The sequence below is a fragment of the Mycobacterium sp. IS-1556 genome (assembly GCF_001499985.1).
In the GTDB taxonomy this organism is placed as follows: Bacteria; Actinomycetota; Actinomycetes; order Mycobacteriales; family Mycobacteriaceae; genus Mycobacterium.
The window spans coordinates 104846-126113 of the sequence record NZ_LQIM01000004.1 but is presented as its reverse complement, the minus strand read 5'-3'; the positions used below and the strand labels follow the sequence as shown (position 1 = coordinate 126113).

Genomic DNA, 21268 nt, shown 5'->3' with positions numbered 1-21268 from the left:
GTTTGACCCTAACAGCACAATTTAAGGTCGTCGTTTAGTCCGAGCGCATCCACCCGCGGCCCCCGGGACTACCCGTATTCAGCGTGTTTCGATCCTCCCGGCACACTGATTGCCGTGGGCAGCATCGGAAACGTGGCGGAAGTCGGCGGCACTCGCGGCTTCCTGCCTGCCGTCGAAGGCATGCGGGCCTGCGCGGCGGTCGGGGTCGTCGTTACCCACGTGGCCTTTCAGACCGGCCACACCGGCGGGATCACCGGCCGGCTGTTCGGCCGCTTCGACCTCGCGGTCGCGGTGTTCTTCGCGCTGTCGGGCTTCCTGCTGTGGCGTGGGCATGCCGCGGCCGCGCGGGGGTTGCGGCCGACCCCGTCGACCGGCCACTACCTGCGCTCGCGGATCGTCCGCATCATGCCCGGCTACCTGGTCGCGGTGGTGGTGATCCTGTCGCTGCTGCCCGATGCGAAAGCCGACCTGACCGTGTGGCTGGCCAACCTCACCCTGACCCAGATCTACGTGCCGCTCACCTTGACCGCGGGGCTGACGCAGATGTGGAGCCTGTCGGTCGAGGTGGCGTTCTACCTCGCGCTACCGCTGCTCGCGCTGCTGGTGCGACGGGTCCCGGTGCGTGCGCGGATACCCGTTATCGCGGTCGCGGCGGTCGCCAGCCTGGGGTGGGCGGTGCTGCCCATCGCCACCTCCGCCGGTGTCAACCACCTGAACTGGCCGCCAGCCTTTTTCTCCTGGTTCGCCGCGGGCATGCTGCTTGCCGAGTTGACGGTGGAACCGGTCGGATGGCCGCACCGGTTGGCCCGGCGGCGGGTGCTGATGGCGGTCATCGCGGCGGCCGCCTTCCTGGTCGCGGCGTCCCCGATCGCGGGTCCCGAGGGACTCACCCCGGGCACGGTCAGCCAGTTCGTCGTCAAGATCGCGATGGGCGCGGTGGTCGCCGCCGCGCTGGTGGCCCCGCTGGTGCTCGACCGCCCCGACACCTCGCACCGACTACTCGGCAACACGACGATGGTGACGTTGGGCCGGTGGTCCTACGGGCTGTTCATCTGGCACCTCGCCGCGCTGGCGATGGTGTTCCCGGTGATCGGCGAGTTCGCGTTCAGCGGGCACATGCCGGTGGTGCTGGTGCTGACGGTGGTGTTCGGCTTCGCGATCGCCGCGGTCAGTTACGCGCTGGTGGAGTCGCCGTGCCGGACGGCATTGCGGCGATGGGAGTTTCGTCACGAACGCCCGATACCGCCGCTGGACTCGGCGGTCAGCGGCGTGCCTGAGCCCGTCGCGAGATGACCTCGTCGCGCACCGCGGAGCGTCGCGCCTTGCCCGCGTCGTCGCGCAACGGCGCATCGGTGAACTCGACCGTGCGCGGCACCTTGTGGCGCTCGAGGCGCTCCGAGAGGAATGCGATGACGGTCGCCTCGTCGAGATCACCGTCGGCCTGCACGAGCGCGTGCGGGACCTGGCCGAGATCCGAATCCGGCACGCCGACGACCAGACACGACAGCACCGCCGGGTGTTCGGCCAGCGCCGACTCGATCTCGGCGGGGTAGACATTGCGGCCGCCGACGGTGAACATGTCGACGCGACGGTCGTTGAGGTACAGGAAGCCGTCCTCGTCGAAATAGCCCAGATCGCCCAGTGAGTCCCAGCCGTCGCGGGACTTCGCGGTCGCGCCGACGTAGCGGTAGGTCGGCGCGCTGCCCGGCGACGGGCGCATGTAGATCTCGCCTGCGACTCGCGGCGGGCACTCGTTGCCGTCGTCGTCGAGCACCTTCATCTCCCCGGCGACAACGACGCCGACCGAACCCGGGTGCGTCAGCCACTGGTCCCCGGAGATGAACGTCAACGCCTGTAACTCGGTGCCGCCGTACAGTTCCCACACTGTGTCCGGACCCAGGATGTCGATCCACGCCTGCTTGACGGCCGGCGGGCAGACCGCGGCCACATGCCAGAACCGCCGGATGGAGGACAGGTCGTAGGCGTCGGGGTCGGCCCGGTAGACCGGCAGCAACCGCTGCATGATCGTCGGCACCGTCGTCAGGAATGTCACCCGGTGTTCGGTCACCAGACGCAGGAACTCGTGCGGTTCGAACCGCGGCATCAGCACCAGATGATGGCCCTGCACCAGGCCGATCGCGAACGTGGTGAACCCGGTGTTGTGGCTCAGCGGCACCGACAGCAGGTTGACGTCACCCTCCTGTGCGCCGAGCGGGTACCCGGCGGCCGGCGGAAACCGGCCGTCGCCACCGGATTCGATCAGCTTCGGCTTGCCGGTGCTCCCGCCGGAGGCCATCGCCTTGAAGATGGGCGACACCGCCTCCGGCAGCGGTGCGTCCGACAGCCCCGGATCGGGTGCGTAACCGGTTGGCACGCTTGGTGTTCGACCGGTCGGGTCGTCGCGGCCGACCACCAGGGCCCGCGGCTTGAGCTCGAGCAACCCGGCGAGTTCGGCGTCGGGCAGCCGCGGTGAGAGCGGCTGCGGAACGGCGCCGAGCTTCCACGTCGCGAGCACCGCCTGGACGAATTCGATCGAGTTCGCCAGCACCACGGTGACGTAATCACCCTGTCGCACACCGAGTTCGGCGTAGGCGCGGGCCAGCCTGTTGGTCGACTCGTCGAGTTCACCGCGTGTGACCGTGACACCCTCGCACGTCGCCGCCGGTGCGTCGGGGGCGGCGGCCGCCAGCCGCGACACCTGCGTCCCGATCGGCGGGATCGGTCCGGTCATCTCAGTAGCCGCCCCGTGTCTCGAAGATTCGGCGCGGGTTGTCGACGAGCATCGTCGTCAGCTGCTCGTCGGTGACGCCACGATCCTTGAGCGCGGGAATGACGTCGTTGTGGATGTGCAGATAGTGCCAGTTCGGCATGGTCGCCGGCACAAGCGCTTCCGGTAACCAGTCGATGAAACACGATGCGTCGTGGGACAACACCATCTTGTCGGCGTGCCCGCGCTCGCACATCTTTGCGACGGTGTCGACCCGGTCTTCGAAGCCGAGGAACACGTCCACGCCGAACCGGTCCATGCCGATGTAGGAGCCGTTGCCGATGAGCTCTTCCAGATAGTCGAGATCGGTGGTGTCACCCGAATGCCCGATCACCACGCGCGAGAGGTCGATGCCTTCCTCGATGAAGATGCGCTGCTGATCCAGGCCCCGCTTCGTCGCGGCGTGGGTGTGCGTCGAGATCGGCACGCCGGTCTCCCTGTGGGCCTGCGCGACCGCCCGCAGCACCCGCTCGACACCCGGAGTCACACCCGGTTCATCGGTCGCGCACTTGAGGATTGCCGCCTTGATTCCGGTGCCGGCGATGCCGGTGGTGATGTCGCGGACGAACATGTCGACCATCGGTTCACCGAGCGGGGTGTCCGGACCGCTGAAGTGAAAGAACATCGGCACGTCGTTGTAGGTGTACACGCCGGTCGCCACGATGATGTTGATGTCGGTCTGCGCGGCGATGCGTTCGATGCGCGGGATGTAGCGGCCCATTCCGATCACCGTGAGGTCGACAATGCTGTCGACGCCGCGCGACTTCAGCTCGTTGAGGCGGACGACGGCGTCGGCCTCGCGTTTGCCCTCGTCGCCCCAGACTTCGGGATAGTTGGCCGAGATGTCGGGGGACTGGATGAAGACGTGCTCGTGCATGAGCGTGACGCCCAGCTCCCCGGTGTCGATCGCCCCGCCGGCGGTGTTCAGTTGCGGCACGCGGCCGATGCTACGAGATAGCGATCGGTCAATCGGGTACTTGAGAACTGTTCATACAGAAAGGCCACAACCGCATGGCGGCATCGTCCTCTGTCCGCGCCGCGCCGTCGGCGTGGGCGCCGCTGTCCTCACCGATCTACCGTGCGCTGTGGATCGCGCAGTTCGTGTCGAACCTCGGTACCTGGATGCAGACGGTCGGCGCGCAGTGGATGCTGGTCGCCGATCCCGGCGCGGCGGTGCTGGTGCCGCTGGTGCAGACGGCGACGGCGTTGCCGGTGATGCTGCTGGCCCTACCCTCCGGTGTGCTGGCCGACCTCGTCGACCGGCGGCGGCTGCTGATCGCCACCCAGGCGGCGATGGCGGCCGGCGTCTCGCTGCTGGCGGCGTTGACGGGCGTCGGCCTGGCGACCCCGGCGGTGTTGCTGATCCTGCTGTTCCTGATCGGCTGCGGTCAGGCGCTGACCGCGCCGGCGTGGCAGGCGATCCAGCCCGAACTCGTTCCCCGCGAACAGATCCCGGCCGCTGCGGCATTGACGAGCTTGGCCATGAACGGCGCCCGGGCGATCGGGCCGGCGATCGCGGGCGCGCTGGTGTCGCTGTCGGGGCCCACGCTGGTTTTCGCGCTGAACGCGGTCTCGTTCGTCGGCATCGTCGCGGCGCTGGTGGTCTGGCGCCGCCCGGCCGCGGAACGGCTGCTGCCGACCGAGAGGCCGTTGTCGGCGCTGAGCGCGGGCGGGCGGTTCATCCGGAGCTCGCCGGTGGTGCGGCGCATTCTGTTGCGCGCGCTGTTGTTCATCGCGCCGGCCAGCGCACTGTGGGGATTGCTCGCCGTCATCGCCAGTCGGCAACTGAACCTGTCGTCGGCGGGATACGGCGTGCTGTTGGGTGCGCTGGGGGTCGGAGCGGTGTGCGGCGCGACGTTGTTGTCGCGGCTGCAGACGGCGTTCGGGCGCAACGCGCTTCTCACCGGCGGCGCCGTCGGTTTCGCGATCGCCACCGTGGTGCTGGCTCTGGTGCCGGTGTTGGCGGTGGTCGTCGTCGCGATGCTGCTCGGGGGGTTGTGTTGGCTGCTCACCTTGTCGACTCTGAATGCGTCGATGCAGCTGAGCCTTCCGGCCTGGGTGCGGGCACGCGGGCTGTCGGTCTACCAGTTGGTGTTCATGGGCGGGCAGGCGATCGGCTCGCTGGTGTGGGGCCTGGTGGCCGGCGCCACGAGCAGTGTGACGGCGCTGCTGATCAGTGCGGGGCTGCTGGCCGCCTGCGCGGTGTCGCTGCTGTGGTGGCCGCTGCACCGGGGCACCGGCAATCTGGACGTGGAACCGTCAGCGCACTGGCCGGAGCCGGCGCTGGTGTTCGAACCCGCGCCGCCCGACGGACCGGTCGTGGTGCTGAAGACCTATCGCGTCGCGACGGAGGACGAGGCGGCGTTCGTCGCGGCGATGGCCAGGGTGAAGCGCTCGCGGCAGCGCACCGGTGCCGTGCAGTGGCGGCTGTTCCGCAGCGGTGAGTCGGCCAACACGTTCGTCGAGGCGTTCGTCGTGCGGTCGTGGGACGAGCATCTGCACCAGCACATGACCCGTCAGACCCGGCAGGACCTGCTCGTCGAGCAGGCGGTCGACAAGTTCGTCATCGGCCAGCCCACGCTCGAGCACCTGATCGCCGTCAACTGACCGGCCTGCGTGTGCTCATCGGCACGGTGGAGGCGGCGACGGCGGCGACCGACACCAGCGCCAGCAGCTGCACCCCCCACGAATGCCCGACGTAGCCGTCGACCGATCGCCACGGGTTCTGGCTCAGTACCGCGCCGGCCAGAATCAGGCCAACGGCCGATAGGCCGACAGTAGTTGCCTCGCAGAGCTTTTCGCGGTCGCGAAGTAGGCGGCGAACGCCCAGCGCGCAACCGACCACCACAACACCGGCCAACCCGGAGATCGCCGCGCCGACAGCGAGCGTGGCGGCGGCCACCGCGATCGCGTGCGGACGCCACACCGGCACGGGGTCAAGGGGCGGTTGGCGCCTGCGCGCCGGAAGGAACGCCAGCAGGGCGAGCACCGGCAGCAGCGCCAACCCGCCGATCAGGCCGACGCGGTAGGACCCGTTGGACGGGAAGGTCAGCGTGACCGGACCCGACGTTCCCGGCGGCAGCACCCAACCCTGCTGCCAGCCGTTCACCGTGATCGGCGTCAATGCGCGCCCGCCGCCGTCGTGTGCGACCCACCCGGGGTTGATGCTCTCGGGCACGACCAGCACCCGCGACGCCGGAGACGGCGCGACGCTCACCTCACGGTGGTCTGGGCTCCATACGCCGGTCTGCGCGGGTGTGGTTGGCGCCGGGCGTATTTCGCGGGCCAGGGGTCCGGACAACTGCGCGCCGTCGACGATGAACGCGGTACCGGGGCTGACCACCAGCTCCTGCTGGCCCGCGGGCAGCAGGATCGGTTCGCTCCGGCACGGTTGCGCGGCGACGGGAGCACCGTCGAGCAGGGCGCCGACGGTCGTGGTGAGCGAGGTCTGGATGAACTGGCCGGCGATACCGATGACCGGTCCACGCCCGCAGGGGAGCTCGATTGTGCGGTCCCGGTTGCGCGCCGCGTCGGCAGCGGCGATGGGTGCGCCCCGCGTGTCCAGCGCCGTCACCTCGGCCAGCCCCGGCGGTTTGAGTTGGTCGAAGCCGAGCGCCGTGCGGTCGATGACGTCGTCCCACTCGAGGATGGACACCGTGACGGTGTCGGTGACCCGCGGCTTGAGCTTCAGGGTCTGCGCGCCCGCGTCCCCGGCCACCCGACGGATCTGCGGACCGTCACCGAGGTCGACGGCCAGCAGAGTCGGATGTGCCGGCAGCTCAACCGAACTCGGGGTCACCCGCAGTCCGGCGACCTCGCTGCGTCGCGGCAACTTGAGCGTCAGCGTCGGTGGCGTCCGGTGCTGCACGACGCGTTGTGGCGCGGTCCACGCGGTGCCCGGATCGCCGTCGGCCGCGGCGTAGGCCGAGCCCAGAATGTCGATCGGATCGGCGTCGCCCAGCGCGCGGGCGGCGCCCGGCGCCGCGACCAGGTCCGCCAGCTTGGGCCCCTGGCGGGCCCGCACCCACACCGTCGGCGTCACCGCGATCGACGACGGCACACTCAGCGTCCGGCTGAGGTTCACCGGCTCCTCGGGCGACAGCGCCATCGCGGCCGCGCACCTGGTACCCGTTGGGCTTTGCGCGCAGCCCGTTCGGCCGAGCAACTCCGAACCCAGATCCCATTGCGCCACAGCCGAACCCGGCGGAGGCCCGGGAACCGCGACGGTGTGGCGCAGGCTGACGGGATGGGCGAAGCCGTTCGCGTCGTACTGGGTGACGGCGATGTCGGTGAGCCCGAATTGCACACCCGGCGATCCGTCGTCGGTGGCGACCGCGGTGATCCGCACCCACGGTGACTCCCCGTAGGGCAGCGCCGTGGTCAACGGTTTACCGGCCTCGTCGAAACGCAGGGTGCTGGTGCCGTTGACGGTCGAGATCTCGATGCGGCGGATCTGCGCGCCGACCGCGGTGGCGCTGGGCGTGACGGTGATCGTCGCGTTGGTCACCGGATGATCGAAGTCGACCTGCAGCCACTGCCCGATCGCCGACTGCAACGCGTTGGACACCCAACTCGTCGACGGGTCGGCGTCGATCGCCGCGGCCGGGCCCGCCGCGGGCGTCACGTTGGGCAGCGCGGTCGAATCGGCCGCCGAACTCGACACCGAGACCCGGCCGCCGTTCCACTGCCCGTAGACGAGATCGGTGCCGGGAGAGGGATAGTCGATGACCCGGTTGTGGGTATGCCGGGCATCGTCGGGAGCGCGGATCGCCGAGGAGTGGTGGTCGACGCGGCCGTAGTCGGTCTCGCGCGCGACCGGGGTGTCGGTGACGGTGACGAGCGGGGCGGGCACGCCCGCGCGTTCGGCGTCGGCCGTCAACAGCATGGGGCCCAGCGGCGGCTGACCGAGGAGTCGTCGGCGTTCGTCGAGTCGGAGCAGGGCCTCGGGCGCACCGTCCACGCGCGCCATGCGCTCGGTGTCGACAAGGTACGGCGTCACCGGCGTTTCGGCGTGCACCCGGTAGATCTCGACGGCGGGGTAGCGGGGGCGCAGGCCGCTGTCGGTGACGAATCCGGCCAGGGTGCCGCCCCCGACCGGATCGCCGAACTCGGCGACCTTCTCCAGGCCGGGCGAGCCGTCGACGGCCCGGTGCACCAGCAGCGGCCGCGCCGACCGCGACGCCTCCGGGTCGAGGTCGTTGCGCACGACCACATACGAAATACCCTGGCGGGCAAGGGTGTCGGCCAGCCCGGCGGATGGCCGTCCCGCCGCGAACAGACGCTGCACGGAGTCCAGCGCTCGGATGGTCTGCGGCGGGGTCAGCGGGATCGAGTCGCGCACGCCCCACGGGCTGTCGCCGAGCACCTGCAGCGGTTCGTCGTGGCTGTTGCCCCACACCTGCGTGGCGAACGGCGCGCCGGGCGCAACGAGGACGCGGCCCTCGGTGTTGTGTTCGTCGAGCCAGTCGGCGGTGTCGTGCCAGTACTGCGGGATGGCGTCGAAAGCGCCTGGCGGAGTGAGGCGTCCGGACCACGCAAGCGAGGTTCCGGCGGCCAGCGCGACCAGCACGACGATTCCGACGGCGACCCGCTTGTCGCGTTCGGGGTGAGCCAGCGCGCTCGTCCACTCCGAGCGCGGCGCGCTGCCCGGCAGCGGGATCCGGCCGAGCAGGTGCGCCAACCCCAGGGCCAGCGGCAGGCGCAGCAGCGGTTCGAGCTTGTGCAGATTGCGCAGCGGTGTTCCCGACGCGTCGAGGAATGCCTGAACCTCGAGCGCCACCGGCGATCCCAGTCCACCGGAGTAACCGAGCGCCAGCAGCGTGACACCGGTCAGCAGGATGGTGATCAGCCGACCGCGGGCCGGCATCGTGCGCATGGCGAGTCCGGCCAGGCCGGCGGCGGCGACCAGGGTGGTGGCGAGCACGGCGACCGAACCGGTCACCAGCGACGCGCCGGCGGTCGCGTTCGGTGCGACGAACGGTGTCCAGGCGTCGGTGCCGCGCAGCATCTCGGTCAGCGACATCCAGCGAGTGGTGACACCGGAGGATTCGATGAAGTCGAGGAACGGCGGGCTGATCCGGCCCAGCAGCACCAGCGCGATCACCCACCACAGCACCGCCAGCGCGATACCCACCGCCCACCAGGCGGTGAATCGCCACCACAGTCTGGTGGGGCGGTGACATGCCAACCAGATGGCCGCGCACAGGCAGCCGGTGAGGGTGGCCACCGCGTTGACCGCGCCCATCAAGGCGATCGCCACCGCCGACCTCGCGGCCAGCACCCGGATCCTTGCATCGCCCTGTCTGTTTCCTACCCCTCCGGGCCCACCCCGCAGGGCGAGGACCATCGGCAGCAGCACCCACGGCGCGAGCATCATCGGCAGCGTCTCCGAGGAGATCGCGCCGAGCGTGGTCAGCACCCGCGGTGACAGCGCATAGGCGACCGCAGCGATCACCCGTGACGTCGGACTGCCGATGTTCAACGCTTCGGCCACCCGCAGCACGCCCCAGAACCCGACGACCAGCAGCAGCGCCCACCACAGCCGCTGAGTCACCCATCCGGGCAGCCCGGCGACGTCACCGATCAGAAAGAACGCGCCATGCGGGAACAGATAGCCGTACGCCTGGTTCTGGGCCTGCCCGAACGGCAGTTCGCTGTTCCAGAGGTTGAACGCGCGCGTGAGAAACCGCAGCGGATTCGCGGTCAGGTCGAGCTTGGTGTCGGGCGAAATCTGGCCGGGTGACTGGGCGAATGTCAGGACCAGCGCCGCGGCAGCGGCCACCCACAGCCAACGCCGCGAGAGCGGGACGGTCTCAGCGGCGGAGGGCAGGAGCGACGCGACCCGGGATTTAGCTTCGGTCGCCGTACTCGACCCTGTTGAGCACCGAGGACGCCGGATCGCCCGCTTGCAGAGGAGGCCTGTTGTCCTGCTGCACCATCAGCGTCACGCCGAATACGGCTGCCGCGCCCAGCAGCAGGCCGACCACGATGCTGGCGGCAGCGGGCACGAGGAACCGATCCATGGGGGCAAAAGTAGCACGCGGCCGATGTCCGCAGATGAACGTGCGTTCCGGCGGTCGAGCCACCCGGCTCGCCGACCAGGAGATAGAACTGAGCGTCCAGTGCCGTTAGTGTCGAGGCCCATGGCCTTGACATCGAGGAAGACATCGAGGACCAGGACGCTCTGCGCACTGGTGGCACTGACCGGGCTCGTGCTGGCCTGTTCGCCGACCGAGCAACCCGAAGCCCCGTCCGCCGTCTCCGAGGCTCCGCTGACGAAGGCGGCCACGGCCGTGCCGAACGCTCCGGCGCCGGACGCGCCGGCGGCACCGGCGTGCGGAGCCGGCGAGCAGCTGCTCTCGGCCCTGTCGACCCGCGACAAGCTCGCGCAATTGCTGATGGTCGGGGTCACCGGCGCGGCCGACGCCCGCGCGGTCGTCGACACCCATCATGTGGGCGGCATCATGATCGGCAGCTGGACGGACCTGTCGATGCTGTCCGACGGATCGTTGGCCGACATCGCGGGTGCGGCGAACCCGCTGCCGCTGGCGGTCAGCGTCGACGAGGAGGGCGGCCGGGTGTCGCGGCTGGCCCCGCTGATCGGTGCCCAGCCCTCCCCGCGGGTGCTGGCGCAGACCAACACCCCCGAGCAGGTGTACGACATCGCGTTGCGGCGCGGCCAGCAGATGCGCGGGATGGGCATCACCATCGACTTCGCCCCGGTCGTCGACGTCACCGACTCAGCCAACGCCGACGGTGTCATCGGAGACCGGTCCTTTGGTTCGGACCCGACCGTCGTCACCGACTTCGCCGGAGCCTACGCTCGCGGGCTGCGCGACGCGGGGGTCCTCCCGGTGCTCAAGCACTTCCCGGGCCACGGCTCCGGGTCGGGCGACTCGCACACCGGCAGCGTCTCCACGCCGGATCTCGCCGAACTGCAGACGACCGACCTGGTGCCGTATCGGACGCTGACCACGCAGGCCCCCGTCGGCGTGATGGTCGGCCACATGCAGGTGCCCGGTCTGACCGGAAGCGATCCGGCGAGCCTGAGCCCGGCCGCGTACGCGCTGCTGCGGTCCGGCAATTACGGCGGCCCGCCGTTCAACGGTCCGGTGTTCACCGACGACCTGTCGTCCATGCAGGCAATCTCCGACCGGTTCGGGGTGGCCGAGGCCGCCCTGCGCGCCCTGCAGGCCGGCGCCGACAACGCGTTGTGGGTGACGACCGGTGAGGTGCCCGCAGTGCTCGACCGGCTCGAGAAGGCGGTGGCGGCCGGTGAGCTGTCGATGTCCAGCGTCGACGCGTCGGTGCTGCGGCTGGCGGCGATGAAGGGGCCCAACCCGCGCTGTTGACACCTGGCGTCCACCGATTGCTTACCCTTGTGTAATGGCCGGAGGGACCAAGCGGTTGCCGCGCGCCGTGCGCGAGCAGCAGATGCTTGACGCCGCGGTGCAGATCTTCTCGGTCAACGGCTATCACGAGACGTCCATGGACGCGATCGCCGCCGAAGCGCAGATCTCCAAGCCGATGCTGTATCTGTACTACGGCTCCAAGGAGGAGTTGTTCGCCGCGTGCCTGGACCGTGAGCTGGCCCGGTTCGTCGACGACGTGCGCAGCCGGATCGACTTCAAGCAGAGCCCGAAAGACCTTCTGCGCACCGCGGTTCTGGCGTTCCTGAACTACATCGACGCCAACCGGGCCTCGTGGATGGTGCTCTACAGTCAGGCCACCAGCTCTCAGGCGTTCGCCCACACCGTGCGTGAGGGCCGCGAACGCATCATCGATCTCGTGAGCAGGCTGCTGCGGTCGGGTACCCGAAACCCCGAGCCCGACACGGATTTCGACATGATGGCCGTCGCGCTCGTCGGAGCGGGCGAGGCGGTGGCCAGCCGCGTCAGTACCGGCGACGCCGGTGTCGACGAGGCCGCCGAACTGATGATCAACCTGTTCTGGCGTGGCCTGAAGGGCACACCGGCCGACCACGCCGTGGCCGACCACCCCGTCGAGACTGCGGGGAGATCGCCGAACTAGGCCGAACCGCGGTTAGTGGTCTCGACGGTCCACCCCGGTGGCACGTGGTACGTCCAGCCTTCCTGCCAGTCGAACGGCGCGTCGACCGATTCGGCGAGACGTCGCCCTTTCAGCAGGTAGTCAAGTGCCCACTTGTTGGCCGAGTGAGCGATGACCAGCACGGTCCGATCGTCGTATTGTGCGGCCAAACTCCTTATGAATGAGCGCATCTGGTCGACGACCTGTTGATAGCTCTGCCCGCCCGGATAGGGCTCGGTGATGTGCTGACGGCGGGTGGTGGTGAGCCGTGCAACTGGCATGCCATTGAGCATCCCGTAGTTGCATTCGCGTAGCCGGGAATCGGTGCGGATGGGCACATGTCTGCCGGCGAAGGCAATCGCGGCAGTCTCGACGGCGCGGGCAAGATCGGAGACGAAGACAGCGGCGAGTTGGCGGTCGCGATGGCGCCCGCCGAGCTCACGCGCAAGCTCGCGGCCTAGGGGCGACAGCTCGCCGGGCAGCCATCCAGTGGCAATGCCCGCTTCGTTGTCCACGGTCAAGGAATGCGTTTCGAAGATCAGCTCGATTGCCATGCCCCGTCTCCTGCAGGCGTTCGCGAAGGTGGCTTCGAGACTGCGGCGAGATCGCCGAACCAGGCTTGATCGCGATCTGTGCGCAGTCTCGAACCAGTTGTCGCTAGAGCGACCGCACCGTGCCGAACAGGTGCGGCTCGCGCTTCTTCATGTCGCGCAACGTCAGATCCCAGCCATCGGAGACGCGGTCGACATACAGTCCAGCGCTCGCAGGCAGCACCACCGGCTTGGCGAACTTCACCAAGTACTTCACCGCACCCGGCAGTTGGCCCTCGATGTTGGCGAGAACCGCTGCTGCGCTGAACATCCCGTGGGCGATCACCGTCGGAAAGCCGAACAGCTTGGCCGCGACGGGATTGGTGTGGATCGGGTTGTGGTCGCCGCCCACCGAGGCGTAGTGCCGGATCTGGCCGGGCGTGATGCGCAGCAGCGCGTTCGGGGGGCCCAGCTTCGGTGGCTTCTGCGGTGGGGGCTTGGGTTCGTCGGACAAGCTCGTGCGCTGCTGGTGCAGGAACGTCGTCACCTGGTGCCACGCCCGCTCGTTGCCGACGTTGACGTCGGTCACGAGGTCGACCAGCAGGCCGCGCCGGTGCTCGCGCAGGTTCTCCGCGTGCACCTTCACCGACACGGTGTCGGTGACCGCGATCGGCCGATACTGCGTGATGTGGTTCTCGATGTGCACCGAACCCATTGCCGCGAACGGAAAGTCGAAGCCGGTGACCAACGACATCAGCGTCGGAAAGGTCAGCGCGAACGGATAGGTCAGCGGCACGGTGTCGCCGAACTGCAGACCCGTCACGTCCGCGTACGCCGCCACGTTGTCGGGGTCGATGCTCAGGTCGTCGACGGTCAGTGTGCGGTCGGGCAGCGTCTCCCCGCGCGGCACGAAGGGCAGCGCGCCCGCCGCAGCGCGCACCAGGTTCATCAGCCCGGACGGTTGGGTCACGTCACGCCCCCAGCCACGCCTGGCCACACACCCGCACCGTGTTGCCGGACACGGCGTTGGACGCGGGACTCGCGAAGTAGGCGATGGTCTCGGCGACGTCGACCGGTTGGCCGCCCTGATACAGCGAGTTCAACCGTCGCCCGACTTCGCGGGTGGCCAGCGGGATGGCCTCGGTCATCTTGGTCTCGATGAACCCGGGCGCCACCGCGTTGACCGTGACGCCCTTGTCGGCGTAGGCCTCCGCCAAGCTGTCGGTCAACCCGATCATGCCCGCCTTGGTGGTCGCGTAGTTGGTCTGCCCGCGGTTACCCGCGATTCCCGCCATCGACGACAGCCCGACGATCCGGCCGCCCTCACCGATCGAGCCGTTGCCGACCAGCCCTTCGGCTAGGGCAAGCGGCGCAAGAAGATTCACCGCGACGACGGAGTCCCAACGCGCCTCATCCATGTTCGCGAGCAGCTTGTCGCGGGTGATGCCGGCGTTGTTGACCAGGATGTCGGCGCGTCCGCCGTGGTTTTCCTTCAGGCGTTCGGTGATGCGCTCGACCGCGTCGGGCGCCGTCACATCCAGCGCGATCGCGGTGCCGCCGACCTTGGTGGCCGTCACGCCGAGCGCGTCCTTGGCGCCCTCGACATCGAGACACACCACCTTCGCACCGTCGCGCGAGAACACCTCGGCGATCGTCGCGCCGATCCCGCGGGCGGCGCCGGTGACGATCGCGACCTTGCCGTCCAGCGGCCGGTCCCAGTCGGCCGGCGGCGCCGAGTCGTCCGCACCGATCCGGAACACCTGCCCGTCCACGTAGGCCGACTTACCCGAGAGCAGGAAACGCATCGTCGACTCCAGCCCCGTCGCGGCGGGCTTGGCATCGGAGGACAGGTACACCAGGTTCACCGTCGCGCCGCGGCGCAACTCCTTGCCCAGCGACCGGGTGAAGCCCTCGAGCGCGCGCTGCGCGATGCGCTCGTGTTCACTGCCCGCCTGCTCCGGGGTGGTGCCGACGACGACGACGCGGCCGGACGGCCCGATATTGCGCAGCAGCGGGGTGAAGAACTTGTACAAGCCCTTGAGCCCGGCCGGTTCGGTGATGCCGGTCGCGTCGTACACCAGCCCGCCGAACGAGTCCGCCCAGCGGCCGCCGAGGTTGTTCGAGACGACGTCGTAATCCTCGGCCAGCGCGGTGCGCAGCGGCTCGACGACACGGCCCTCACCGCCGATCAGCAACGTGCCCGCCAGCGGCGGATCGCCGGGCTTGTAGCGGCGCAGCGTCTCGGGCTGCGGAATGCCGAGTTGCTTGGCGACGAACGATCCCGGCGTCGAATGGACGATTTGTGAGTACAGATCGGAAGCCATGGGGACGAACTTACTCCTGAGTAAGAAGGGTGGGTACTATGGGGTTCATGGCTAGTGATACCCGCCGACGCGTCGCCATCCTCGGCGGCAACAGAATTCCGTTCGCCCGCTCCGACGGCGCCTACGCCAGCGCGTCGAACCAGGACATGTTCACCGCCGCCCTGGGCGGCCTCATCGACCGCTTCAACCTGTCCGGCGAGACCCTCGGCGCCGTGATCGGCGGCGCGGTGCTCAAGCACAGCCGCGACTTCAACCTGATCCGCGAGTGTGTGCTCGGCAGCGCGCTGTCGTCGTACACGCCGGCTTTCGACATCCAGCAGGCGTGCGGCACCGGTCTGCAGGCGACCATCTCCGCCGCCGACGGCATCGCCGCCGGACGCTACGAGGTGGCGGCGGCGGGCGGCGTCGACACGGCCTCCGATGCGCCGATCGCACTCGGCGACGACCTTCGTCGCACGCTGCTGGGGCTGCGCCGGTCGAAGTCGAACCTCGACCGGCTGAAGCTGGTCGGCAAACTGCCGGCCTCGTTGGGCATCCAGATCCCCGTCAACAGCGAGCCGCGCACCGGGATGTCGATGGGCGAACACGCTGCCGTCACCGCCAAGGAGATGGGAATCAAGCGCACCGACCAGGACGAATTGGCGGCCGCCAGCCACCGGAACATGTCCGCCGCCTACGACCGCGGGTTCTTCGACGACCTGGTCACGCCGTTCCTCGGCGTGTACCGCGACAACAACCTGCGGGCGGACTCGTCGGCCGAGAAGCTCGCCAAGCTCAAGCCGGTGTTCGGGGTCCGCAACGGTGACGCGACGATGACCGCCGGCAACTCCACTCCGCTGACCGACGGCGCCTCGGTGTCGCTGCTGGCCACCGAGGAGTGGGCGTCCGCGCACGGTGTCGAACCGCTCGCATACTTCGTCGACGCGGAAACCGCCGCGGTGGACTACGTCAACGGCAAGGACGGACTGCTGATGGCGCCGACGTATGCGGTGCCGCGCCTCCTCGCTCGCAACGGGTTGAGCCTGCAGGATTTCGACTTCTATGAGGTCCACGAGGCGTTCGCGTCGGTGGTGCTCGCACACCTGCAGGCGTGGGAGTCCGAGGAGTACTGCAAGGAGCGGCTCGGCCTCGACGCTGCGCTTGGCTCGATCGACCGGTCGAAGCTCAACGTCAACGGATCGTCGCTGGCCGCGGGCCATCCGTTCGCCGCGACCGGTGGGCGCATCGTCGCGCAGTTGGCCAAGCAGCTGGCCGAGAAGAAGAAGCAGACCGGTCAACCGGTCCGCGGGCTGATCTCGATCTGCGCGGCCGGCGGGCAGGGCGTCGCGGCGATCCTCGAGGCGTAGAAAGCCCCGAGAAAGCCTCGAAAAAAAGTTGTGTCGACGGTTGTAACGCCGGTTTGGGCCATGTCGATAGACAGATAGCTCCGTACTGCCGTCTGACCCCCCGACCCGACGGCAGTACGGGGCTCTTAACTTTTGGCGGCGGATGCTTCGATGGTGGGCATGCAGATCAGCATGTCCCTCGTGGGACTCCTCACCGACGCCGAAGGGCGGTCGCCGCTCGACGCCACTCTCGGCAAGCTCGCCGCGTTGCGTGACGAAGGGTTCCGCCGGGTCTGGATGGCCCAGCTGCCCTACGACCCCGACCTGTTGACCATCCTGGCCGTCGCGTTCCGCGAGATCGACACCATCGAGGTGGCCTCGGGCGTGGTGCCGATCCAGGTTCAACATCCGACCCAGCTCGCCCAGCGCGCGCTGACCCTCAACACGATCGCCGGCGGGCGGTTCAGCCTGGGCATCGGCCTGAGCCATCGCATGGTGACCGAAGGCGTGTGGGGCATCTCGTACGACAAGCCCGTGCGCCAGATGCGCGAATACCTCGACGCGCTGCTGCCGCTGCTGGCCGGTGAGCCCGCCGACACCGCGGGCGAATTCTGGACCACACACGGTTCGCTCAAGGTGCCGGGCGCCCCGGCGCCGGATGTGTACCTCGCTGCCCTGGGACCGCAGATGCTGCGTCTCGCCGGCCGCCGCAGCGCCGGCACCATGACGTGGATGACCGGACCCAAGACACTGGCCGATCACGTCGTCCCGGCGCTGCGCACCGCGGCCGCGGAAGCCGGCCGGTCGGAGACGTCGGTGCGGGTGGTGGCGTCGCTGCCGGTGAGCGTCACCGACGACGTCGCAGGCGCCCGGGCCCGAGCCGCCGAGGAGTTCGCGATCTACGGGCAGTTGCCGTCGTACCGCGCGATGCTGGACCGCGAAGGCTATGCCGGACCGGAGGACGCCGCCATCATCGGCGACGAGGAAACCGTGGCGCAGCGGCTCGACGAACTGGCCGCATCCGGTGTCGACGAGTTCGTCGCGAGCCTGTTCGACGCCGATGCCGAGACGCGTGCCCGCACCCGTGCGCTGCTGCGATCGAAGGACAATTGATCGCCCGCAATTGCCCCTGGTGTGATCTAGATCCCGGGCGTACGATCGATCGCACGACGGGTTCGGGAGTGGCTATTCCGAAGAGTCGGCAAGGGTTGAAAGCCGACCGCGCGAGACTGACGTGACGCACCTATTTGCCCTCCCGAACCCGCCTTTTTTGCCGTTCGGTACGGCTGGCCACACCGACGATTGGCCGGACAGCACGATGGCTCGCGCTGAGCGTCGCAGGCGACGATAGGTGCCGTGACCACAACAACCGTCATCTCCTCCCGGTCGGATTGGGCGCGAACGCTTCTGCTGCCGCTGCAGCCCGAGTCCTGGCGCCGCTACCTCTACTTCGTGCTCGTCAGCGTGCTGGCGGTCGCCGGGGTGGCGTTCCTGTTCGTCGCGAGTTTGGCGTCCGGATTGCTGCTTGCGACGTTGATCGGCATTCCGCTTCTGGCACTGGTGGTGATGAGCGGGCGGGCGTGGAACCGGCTGTACCGGGCGCTGGCCCGACTGACCGGTGTCGAGATCGATGCGCCGCCACCGTTCGAGCGGCCGGGCGGACGGCTGCAAACAATCACGGCAGCACTCACCGATGGCGTCGGTTGGCGCAGTCTTGGCTTCGTCACGCTGCACTCCGTCGTCATGACCCCCGTCGGCTATTTCGTGATCGTGGGCATCGCGGTGTGCGCGATCTCCGTCGCCTCCCCGCTCGTGTACGTCGCGGTGGGCCACCCCTTCATGACGATCGGCGAACCGGTGGACTCGCTGCCCGCATACCTGTTGCTGTCGATCGGCGGCCTCGCCGGTCTGTACGCACTGGGCTGGGTGATGATCGGCGTCGGTCGCGTCGACGTGATGCTGGCGCGTACCCTGCTCGGCGCGACTGAGCGCGACCGGCGGGTGGGCCAGTTGGAGCGGGCCCGCGCCGACGTGGTCGACGAGTCGGCCGCCACGCTGCAGCGGGTGGAACGCGACCTGCACGACGGCACCCAGGCGCGGCTCATCACCGTCGCGATGGCGCTTGCCCGCGCCGAGGAGAACTTCGCGTCCTCGGATGTGGGCCGCGCCCGCGAACTGGTCTCCGACGCGTTGGCCAACACCAAGGACACGTTGACCGAACTGCGCGATCTGGTGCGCGGGATCCGCCCGCCCGCACTGGATCTGGGCCTCGAAGCGGCGGTGCAGACCCTTGCGGCGCGCAACCCGCTGCCCGTCGACGTCACGGTCGATCTGCCGGTGCGCCCGTCGATAGGCGTGGAAACCATGGCGTACTTCTGCGTTGCCGAGTTGCTGGCCAACGTCTCCAAGCACTCCGGCGCCGACCACGCCACGGTGACGATTCGTAGTGATCCGCGTGAACTACGAATCACCGTGCAGGACAACGGCTCCGGTGGTGTGCAGGTCGGCACGGGATCCGGGCTGACGGGCCTGCGGGAACGGCTGGCGATGCTCGACGGCGACCTGGTTGTCGACAGTCCGGACGGCGGCCCGACCGTCGTCACCGTGGTGGTGCCGCCAGGAGCCCAGAAATGACGCGCGTGGTCATCGCCGAGGACAACGCGATCCTGCGTGACGGCCTGGCGCAGCTACTCCGCGAGCGTGGGTATGACGTGGCGGCCAGGGTCGGCACCGCGGATGAGTTGCTCGGTGTCGTCGACGATCTCACGCCCGACGCCGCGATCATTGACGTCCGCATGCCGCCGTCATTCACCGATGAGGGTCTCGTCGCGGCCGTGTCCCTACGGCGGACACACCCCGGCGTCGGCGTGCTGGTGTTCTCACAGTGGGTGGAAACCCGCTACGCGAATGAGCTTCTCGCGGCCAGCCCCGACGGTGTGGGCTATCTGCTCAAGGACCGGGTGACCGACATCGGCGAGTTCGATGCCGCACTGCGACGGGTGGCGTCGGGCGGTACCGCCCTCGACCCCGAGGTGGTGCGCCAGTTGATCGGCGGCCGGCGCGCGACGGCAGTCGACCGGTTGACTCCCCGCGAGCGCGAGGTGCTGGGCCTGATGGCCGAAGGTCATTCCAACAGCGGGCTGGCGCACCATCTCTCGATCACCGAACGTGCCGTCGAGAAGCATGTGTCGGCGATCTTCACCAAGCTCGACCTGGCGCCGTCGCAAGCGCATCACCGCCGCGTGTTGGCGGTGGTCACCTATCTCAACTCCTGACGCCGCGTCGTCGTGCCGGCCCTCGGAAGGCCGCCAACACAACCAAAACCGCCCCCGGGAAGAGTCCGGGGGCGGTCTTGTCGGAGGCGACGAGTGGCTTTAGAAAGCCGCTTCGTCGAGCTCCATCACCTCGTTGTCGAGGTTCTCGATGATCTGGCGCGTGCTGGTGAGCAGCGGCAGGAAGTTCTTCGCGAAGAACGACGCCACCGCAACCTTGCCCTCGTAGAAGGCGCGCTCGTCACCGCTGGCTCCTGCATCGAGCTTGTCGATCGCCACCGCGGCGTGCTGGGCCAGCAGCCAACCGATGACCAGGTCGCCGACGCTCATCAGGAAGCGCACCGAGCCCAGGCCGACCTTGTACAGCTCGGCCGGGTTCTCCTGCGCGGCCATCAGGTAGCCGGTGAGCGTGGCGGCCATGCCCTGGACGTCCTCCAGCGCGGTGGCCAGCAGCGCGCGCTCGGCCTTCAGCCGGCCGTTGCCCGACTCGTTCTTGACGAACTGCTCGATCTGGCCGGCCACGTACGCCAGCGCCTGGCCCTTGTCCCGCACGATCTTGCGGAAGAAGAAGTCCTGCGCCTGGATGGCGGTGGTGCCCTCGTAGAGCGAGTCGATCTTGGCGTCGCGGATGTACTGCTCGATCGGATAGTCCTGCAGGAAGCCCGAACCACCGAAGGTCTGCAGGCTCTCGGTCAGCTTGGCGTAGGCCTGCTCGGAGCCGACGCCCTTGACGACCGGCAGCATCAGGTCGTTGACCTTGACCGCCAGCTCGGCGTCGACGTCGTGCAGCGCCTTGGCGACCGCGGTGTCCTGGAACGTCGCGGTGAACAGGTACAGCGCACGCAGACCCTCGGCGTAGGCCTTCTGGGTCATCAGCGACCGGCGGACGTCCGGGTGGTGCGTGATGGTCACCCGCGGCGCGGTCTTGTCGGTCATCTGCGTCATGTCCGCGCCCTGCACACGCTCCTTGGCGTACTCGAGCGCGTTGAGGTAACCGGTGGACAGCGTGGCAATCGCCTTGGTGCCCACCATCATCCGGGCCTGCTCGATGACCTCGAACATCTGCGCGATGCCCTCGTGCACCTCGCCGACGAGCCAGCCCTTGGCGGGAACGCCGTGCTGGCCGAAGGTCAGCTCACAGGTAGCGGAAACCTTGAGGCCCATCTTGTGCTCGACGTTGGTGACGAACACGCCGTTGCGCTCACCGGGCTCGCCGGTCTCCGGATCGAACAGGAACTTCGGTACGAAGAACAGCGACAGACCCTTGGTGCCCGGTCCTGCGCCCTCGGGGCGAGCCAGCACCAAGTGGAAGATGTTCTCGAACAGGTCATCGGAGTCGGCCGAGGTGATGAAGCGCTTCACGCCATCGATGTGCCAGGAGCCGTCGTCCTGCTGGACTGCCTTGGTGCGGCCCGCGCCGACGTCGGAGCCCGCGTCGGGTTCGGTGAGGACCATCGTGGCGCCCCACCCGCGGTCGGAGGCCAGCACGGCCCACTTCTTCTGCTCTTCGGTGCCGAGGTTGTACATGATCTGCGCCATGCCCGGGCCCATCGCGTACATGTACGCGGCCGGGTTGGCGCCGAGAATGTGCTCGATGAGGGCCCACTGCAGGGCGCGAGGCATCGGCATGCCGCCGAGTTTCTCGTCGAGGCCGATCTTGTCCCAGCCGCCGTCAAACAGGGCGCGCATCGACTTCTTGAACGGCTCGGGCAGCGTCACCGAGTGGGCGTTCGGATCGAACACCGGCGGATTGCGGTCGCCTTCGGCGAACGACTCGGCGATCGGGCCCTCAGCCAACCGGGCGACCTCGCCGAGCATCTCGCGGGCGGTGTCGATGTCCAGGTCGGCGAAGCCACCGTCGCCGAGCGCCTTGTCAACGCCGAAGACCTCGAACAGGTTGAAGACCTGGTCACGAACGTTGCTCTTATAGTGGCTCACGGTTCCTCCTCGGTGAGATAGCCACTCAACGGTTGGGTACTTCTGGCTAAGTTACCCACCAGTA

At 68.7% G+C, this 21268-nt stretch carries 16 protein-coding genes; 8 read left to right on the top strand and 8 right to left on the bottom strand.

All coding sequences use genetic code 11. The annotated features are described in order from the left end of the window. The first annotated feature begins 180 nt into the window (after nucleotides 1–180). Entirely contained in the window at nucleotides 181–1293 is a 1113-nt protein-coding gene (locus AU187_RS05430) for an acyltransferase family protein (protein ID WP_156425594.1), read from the top strand. Here the strand turns inward: AU187_RS05430 and AU187_RS05425 are convergent. Both AU187_RS05425 and AU187_RS05420 read right to left on the bottom strand, forming a co-directional pair. Next, nucleotides 1262–2731 carry an AMP-binding protein gene (locus AU187_RS05425; RefSeq protein ID WP_059098755.1) on the bottom strand — a complete coding sequence of 490 codons (1470 nt, stop codon included), beginning with the start codon at nucleotides 2729–2731 and terminating at the stop codon, nucleotides 1262–1264. The genes AU187_RS05430 and AU187_RS05425 overlap by 32 nt on opposite strands. 1 nt (nucleotide 2732) lies before the next feature. Beyond that, nucleotides 2733–3704: a phosphotriesterase family protein gene (locus AU187_RS05420; protein ID WP_059098754.1), complete on the bottom strand. Its 972-nt coding sequence runs from the start codon at nucleotides 3702–3704 to the stop codon at nucleotides 2733–2735. A gap of 74 nt (nucleotides 3705–3778) precedes the next feature. Between AU187_RS05420 and AU187_RS05415 the strand changes: the two genes are divergently transcribed. Beyond that, nucleotides 3779–5374: an MFS transporter gene (locus AU187_RS05415; protein WP_059098753.1), complete on the top strand. Its 1596-nt coding sequence runs from the start codon at nucleotides 3779–3781 to the stop codon at nucleotides 5372–5374. On the opposite strand, the gene AU187_RS05410 is transcribed toward AU187_RS05415, so the two are convergent. Then, on the bottom strand, nucleotides 5367–9596 hold the full coding sequence (locus AU187_RS05410; protein WP_197413433.1) for a DUF3367 domain-containing protein: 4230 nt from the start codon (nucleotides 9594–9596) through the stop codon (nucleotides 5367–5369). The two genes, AU187_RS05415 and AU187_RS05410, sit on opposite strands and share 8 nt — an antisense overlap. A 19-nt stretch (nucleotides 9597–9615) precedes the next feature. Next, nucleotides 9616–9789 (bottom strand): DUF2613 domain-containing protein, encoded by a 174-nt coding sequence (locus AU187_RS24880; RefSeq protein ID WP_082683956.1) that lies wholly within the window; start codon nucleotides 9787–9789, stop codon nucleotides 9616–9618. 120 nt (nucleotides 9790–9909) lie between these two features. Here AU187_RS24880 and AU187_RS05405 point away from each other — a divergent pair, with 120 nt between their 5' ends. Beyond that, nucleotides 9910–11118 (top strand): glycoside hydrolase family 3 N-terminal domain-containing protein, encoded by a 1209-nt coding sequence (locus AU187_RS05405; protein ID WP_059098751.1) that lies wholly within the window; start codon nucleotides 9910–9912, stop codon nucleotides 11116–11118. A 34-nt stretch (nucleotides 11119–11152) separates the two neighbouring features. Continuing rightward, the gene (locus tag AU187_RS05400) at nucleotides 11153–11797 is read left to right on the top strand and encodes a TetR/AcrR family transcriptional regulator (protein ID WP_059098750.1); all 645 of its coding nucleotides are present in this window, start codon (nucleotides 11153–11155) and stop codon (nucleotides 11795–11797) included. Here the strand turns inward: AU187_RS05400 and AU187_RS05395 are convergent. From AU187_RS05395 to AU187_RS05385, 3 genes are all read right to left on the bottom strand, one after another. After that, nucleotides 11794–12369, bottom strand: coding sequence for a histidine phosphatase family protein (locus tag AU187_RS05395; protein ID WP_059098749.1), 576 nt, complete (start codon nucleotides 12367–12369; stop codon nucleotides 11794–11796). The two genes, AU187_RS05400 and AU187_RS05395, sit on opposite strands and share 4 nt — an antisense overlap. Nucleotides 12370–12472: 103 nt before the next feature. Beyond that, the gene (locus tag AU187_RS05390; protein WP_172800163.1) at nucleotides 12473–13315 is read right to left on the bottom strand and encodes a MaoC/PaaZ C-terminal domain-containing protein; all 843 of its coding nucleotides are present in this window, start codon (nucleotides 13313–13315) and stop codon (nucleotides 12473–12475) included. 1 nt (nucleotide 13316) lies between these two features. After that, on the bottom strand, nucleotides 13317–14669 hold the full coding sequence (locus AU187_RS05385) for a 3-oxoacyl-ACP reductase (RefSeq protein WP_059098748.1): 1353 nt from the start codon (nucleotides 14667–14669) through the stop codon (nucleotides 13317–13319). Between the two features lie 38 nt (nucleotides 14670–14707). Between AU187_RS05385 and AU187_RS05380 the strand changes: the two genes are divergently transcribed. From AU187_RS05380 to AU187_RS05365, 4 genes are all read left to right on the top strand, one after another. Beyond that, on the top strand, nucleotides 14708–16015 hold the full coding sequence (locus AU187_RS05380; protein WP_502687733.1) for an acetyl-CoA C-acetyltransferase: 1308 nt from the start codon (nucleotides 14708–14710) through the stop codon (nucleotides 16013–16015). Nucleotides 16016–16165: 150 nt separating this feature from the next. Further along, entirely contained in the window at nucleotides 16166–17107 is a 942-nt protein-coding gene (locus AU187_RS05375) for a TIGR03564 family F420-dependent LLM class oxidoreductase (protein WP_059098747.1), read from the top strand. 243 nt (nucleotides 17108–17350) lie between these two features. Next, entirely contained in the window at nucleotides 17351–18628 is a 1278-nt protein-coding gene (locus AU187_RS05370; protein ID WP_231740266.1) for a sensor histidine kinase, read from the top strand. Next, complete coding sequence (locus AU187_RS05365) at nucleotides 18625–19269, top strand: response regulator (protein ID WP_059098745.1); 645 nt, start codon at nucleotides 18625–18627, stop codon at nucleotides 19267–19269. Before AU187_RS05370 ends, AU187_RS05365 begins: the two co-directional genes overlap by 4 nt. Nucleotides 19270–19368: 99 nt before the next feature. On the opposite strand, the gene AU187_RS05360 is transcribed toward AU187_RS05365, so the two are convergent. After that, the gene (locus AU187_RS05360) at nucleotides 19369–21204 is read right to left on the bottom strand and encodes an acyl-CoA dehydrogenase (RefSeq protein ID WP_059166343.1); all 1836 of its coding nucleotides are present in this window, start codon (nucleotides 21202–21204) and stop codon (nucleotides 19369–19371) included. Nucleotides 21205–21268: the final 64 nt, after the last annotated feature.

What these genes read in the sequence shown, in the direction of transcription:
- AU187_RS05365 (WP_059098745.1), top strand. Translation starts at nt 18,625, where the DNA reads ATGACGCGCGTGGTCATCGCCGAGGACAACGCGATCCTGCGTGACGGC.
- AU187_RS05385 (WP_059098748.1), bottom strand. Translation starts at nt 14,669, where the DNA reads ATGGCTTCCGATCTGTACTCACAAATCGTCCATTCGACGCCGGGATCG.
- AU187_RS05425 (WP_059098755.1), bottom strand. Translation starts at nt 2,731, where the DNA reads ATGACCGGACCGATCCCGCCGATCGGGACGCAGGTGTCGCGGCTGGCG.
- AU187_RS05415 (WP_059098753.1), top strand. Translation starts at nt 3,779, where the DNA reads ATGGCGGCATCGTCCTCTGTCCGCGCCGCGCCGTCGGCGTGGGCGCCG.
- AU187_RS05405 (WP_059098751.1), top strand. Translation starts at nt 9,910, where the DNA reads ATGGCCTTGACATCGAGGAAGACATCGAGGACCAGGACGCTCTGCGCA.
- AU187_RS05380 (WP_502687733.1), top strand. Translation starts at nt 14,708, where the DNA reads ATGGGGTTCATGGCTAGTGATACCCGCCGACGCGTCGCCATCCTCGGC.
- AU187_RS05375 (WP_059098747.1), top strand. Translation starts at nt 16,166, where the DNA reads ATGGTGGGCATGCAGATCAGCATGTCCCTCGTGGGACTCCTCACCGAC.
- AU187_RS05430 (WP_156425594.1), top strand. Translation starts at nt 181, where the DNA reads ATGCGGGCCTGCGCGGCGGTCGGGGTCGTCGTTACCCACGTGGCCTTT.
- AU187_RS05400 (WP_059098750.1), top strand. Translation starts at nt 11,153, where the DNA reads ATGGCCGGAGGGACCAAGCGGTTGCCGCGCGCCGTGCGCGAGCAGCAG.
- AU187_RS05395 (WP_059098749.1), bottom strand. Translation starts at nt 12,369, where the DNA reads ATGGCAATCGAGCTGATCTTCGAAACGCATTCCTTGACCGTGGACAAC.
- AU187_RS24880 (WP_082683956.1), bottom strand. Translation starts at nt 9,789, where the DNA reads ATGGATCGGTTCCTCGTGCCCGCTGCCGCCAGCATCGTGGTCGGCCTG.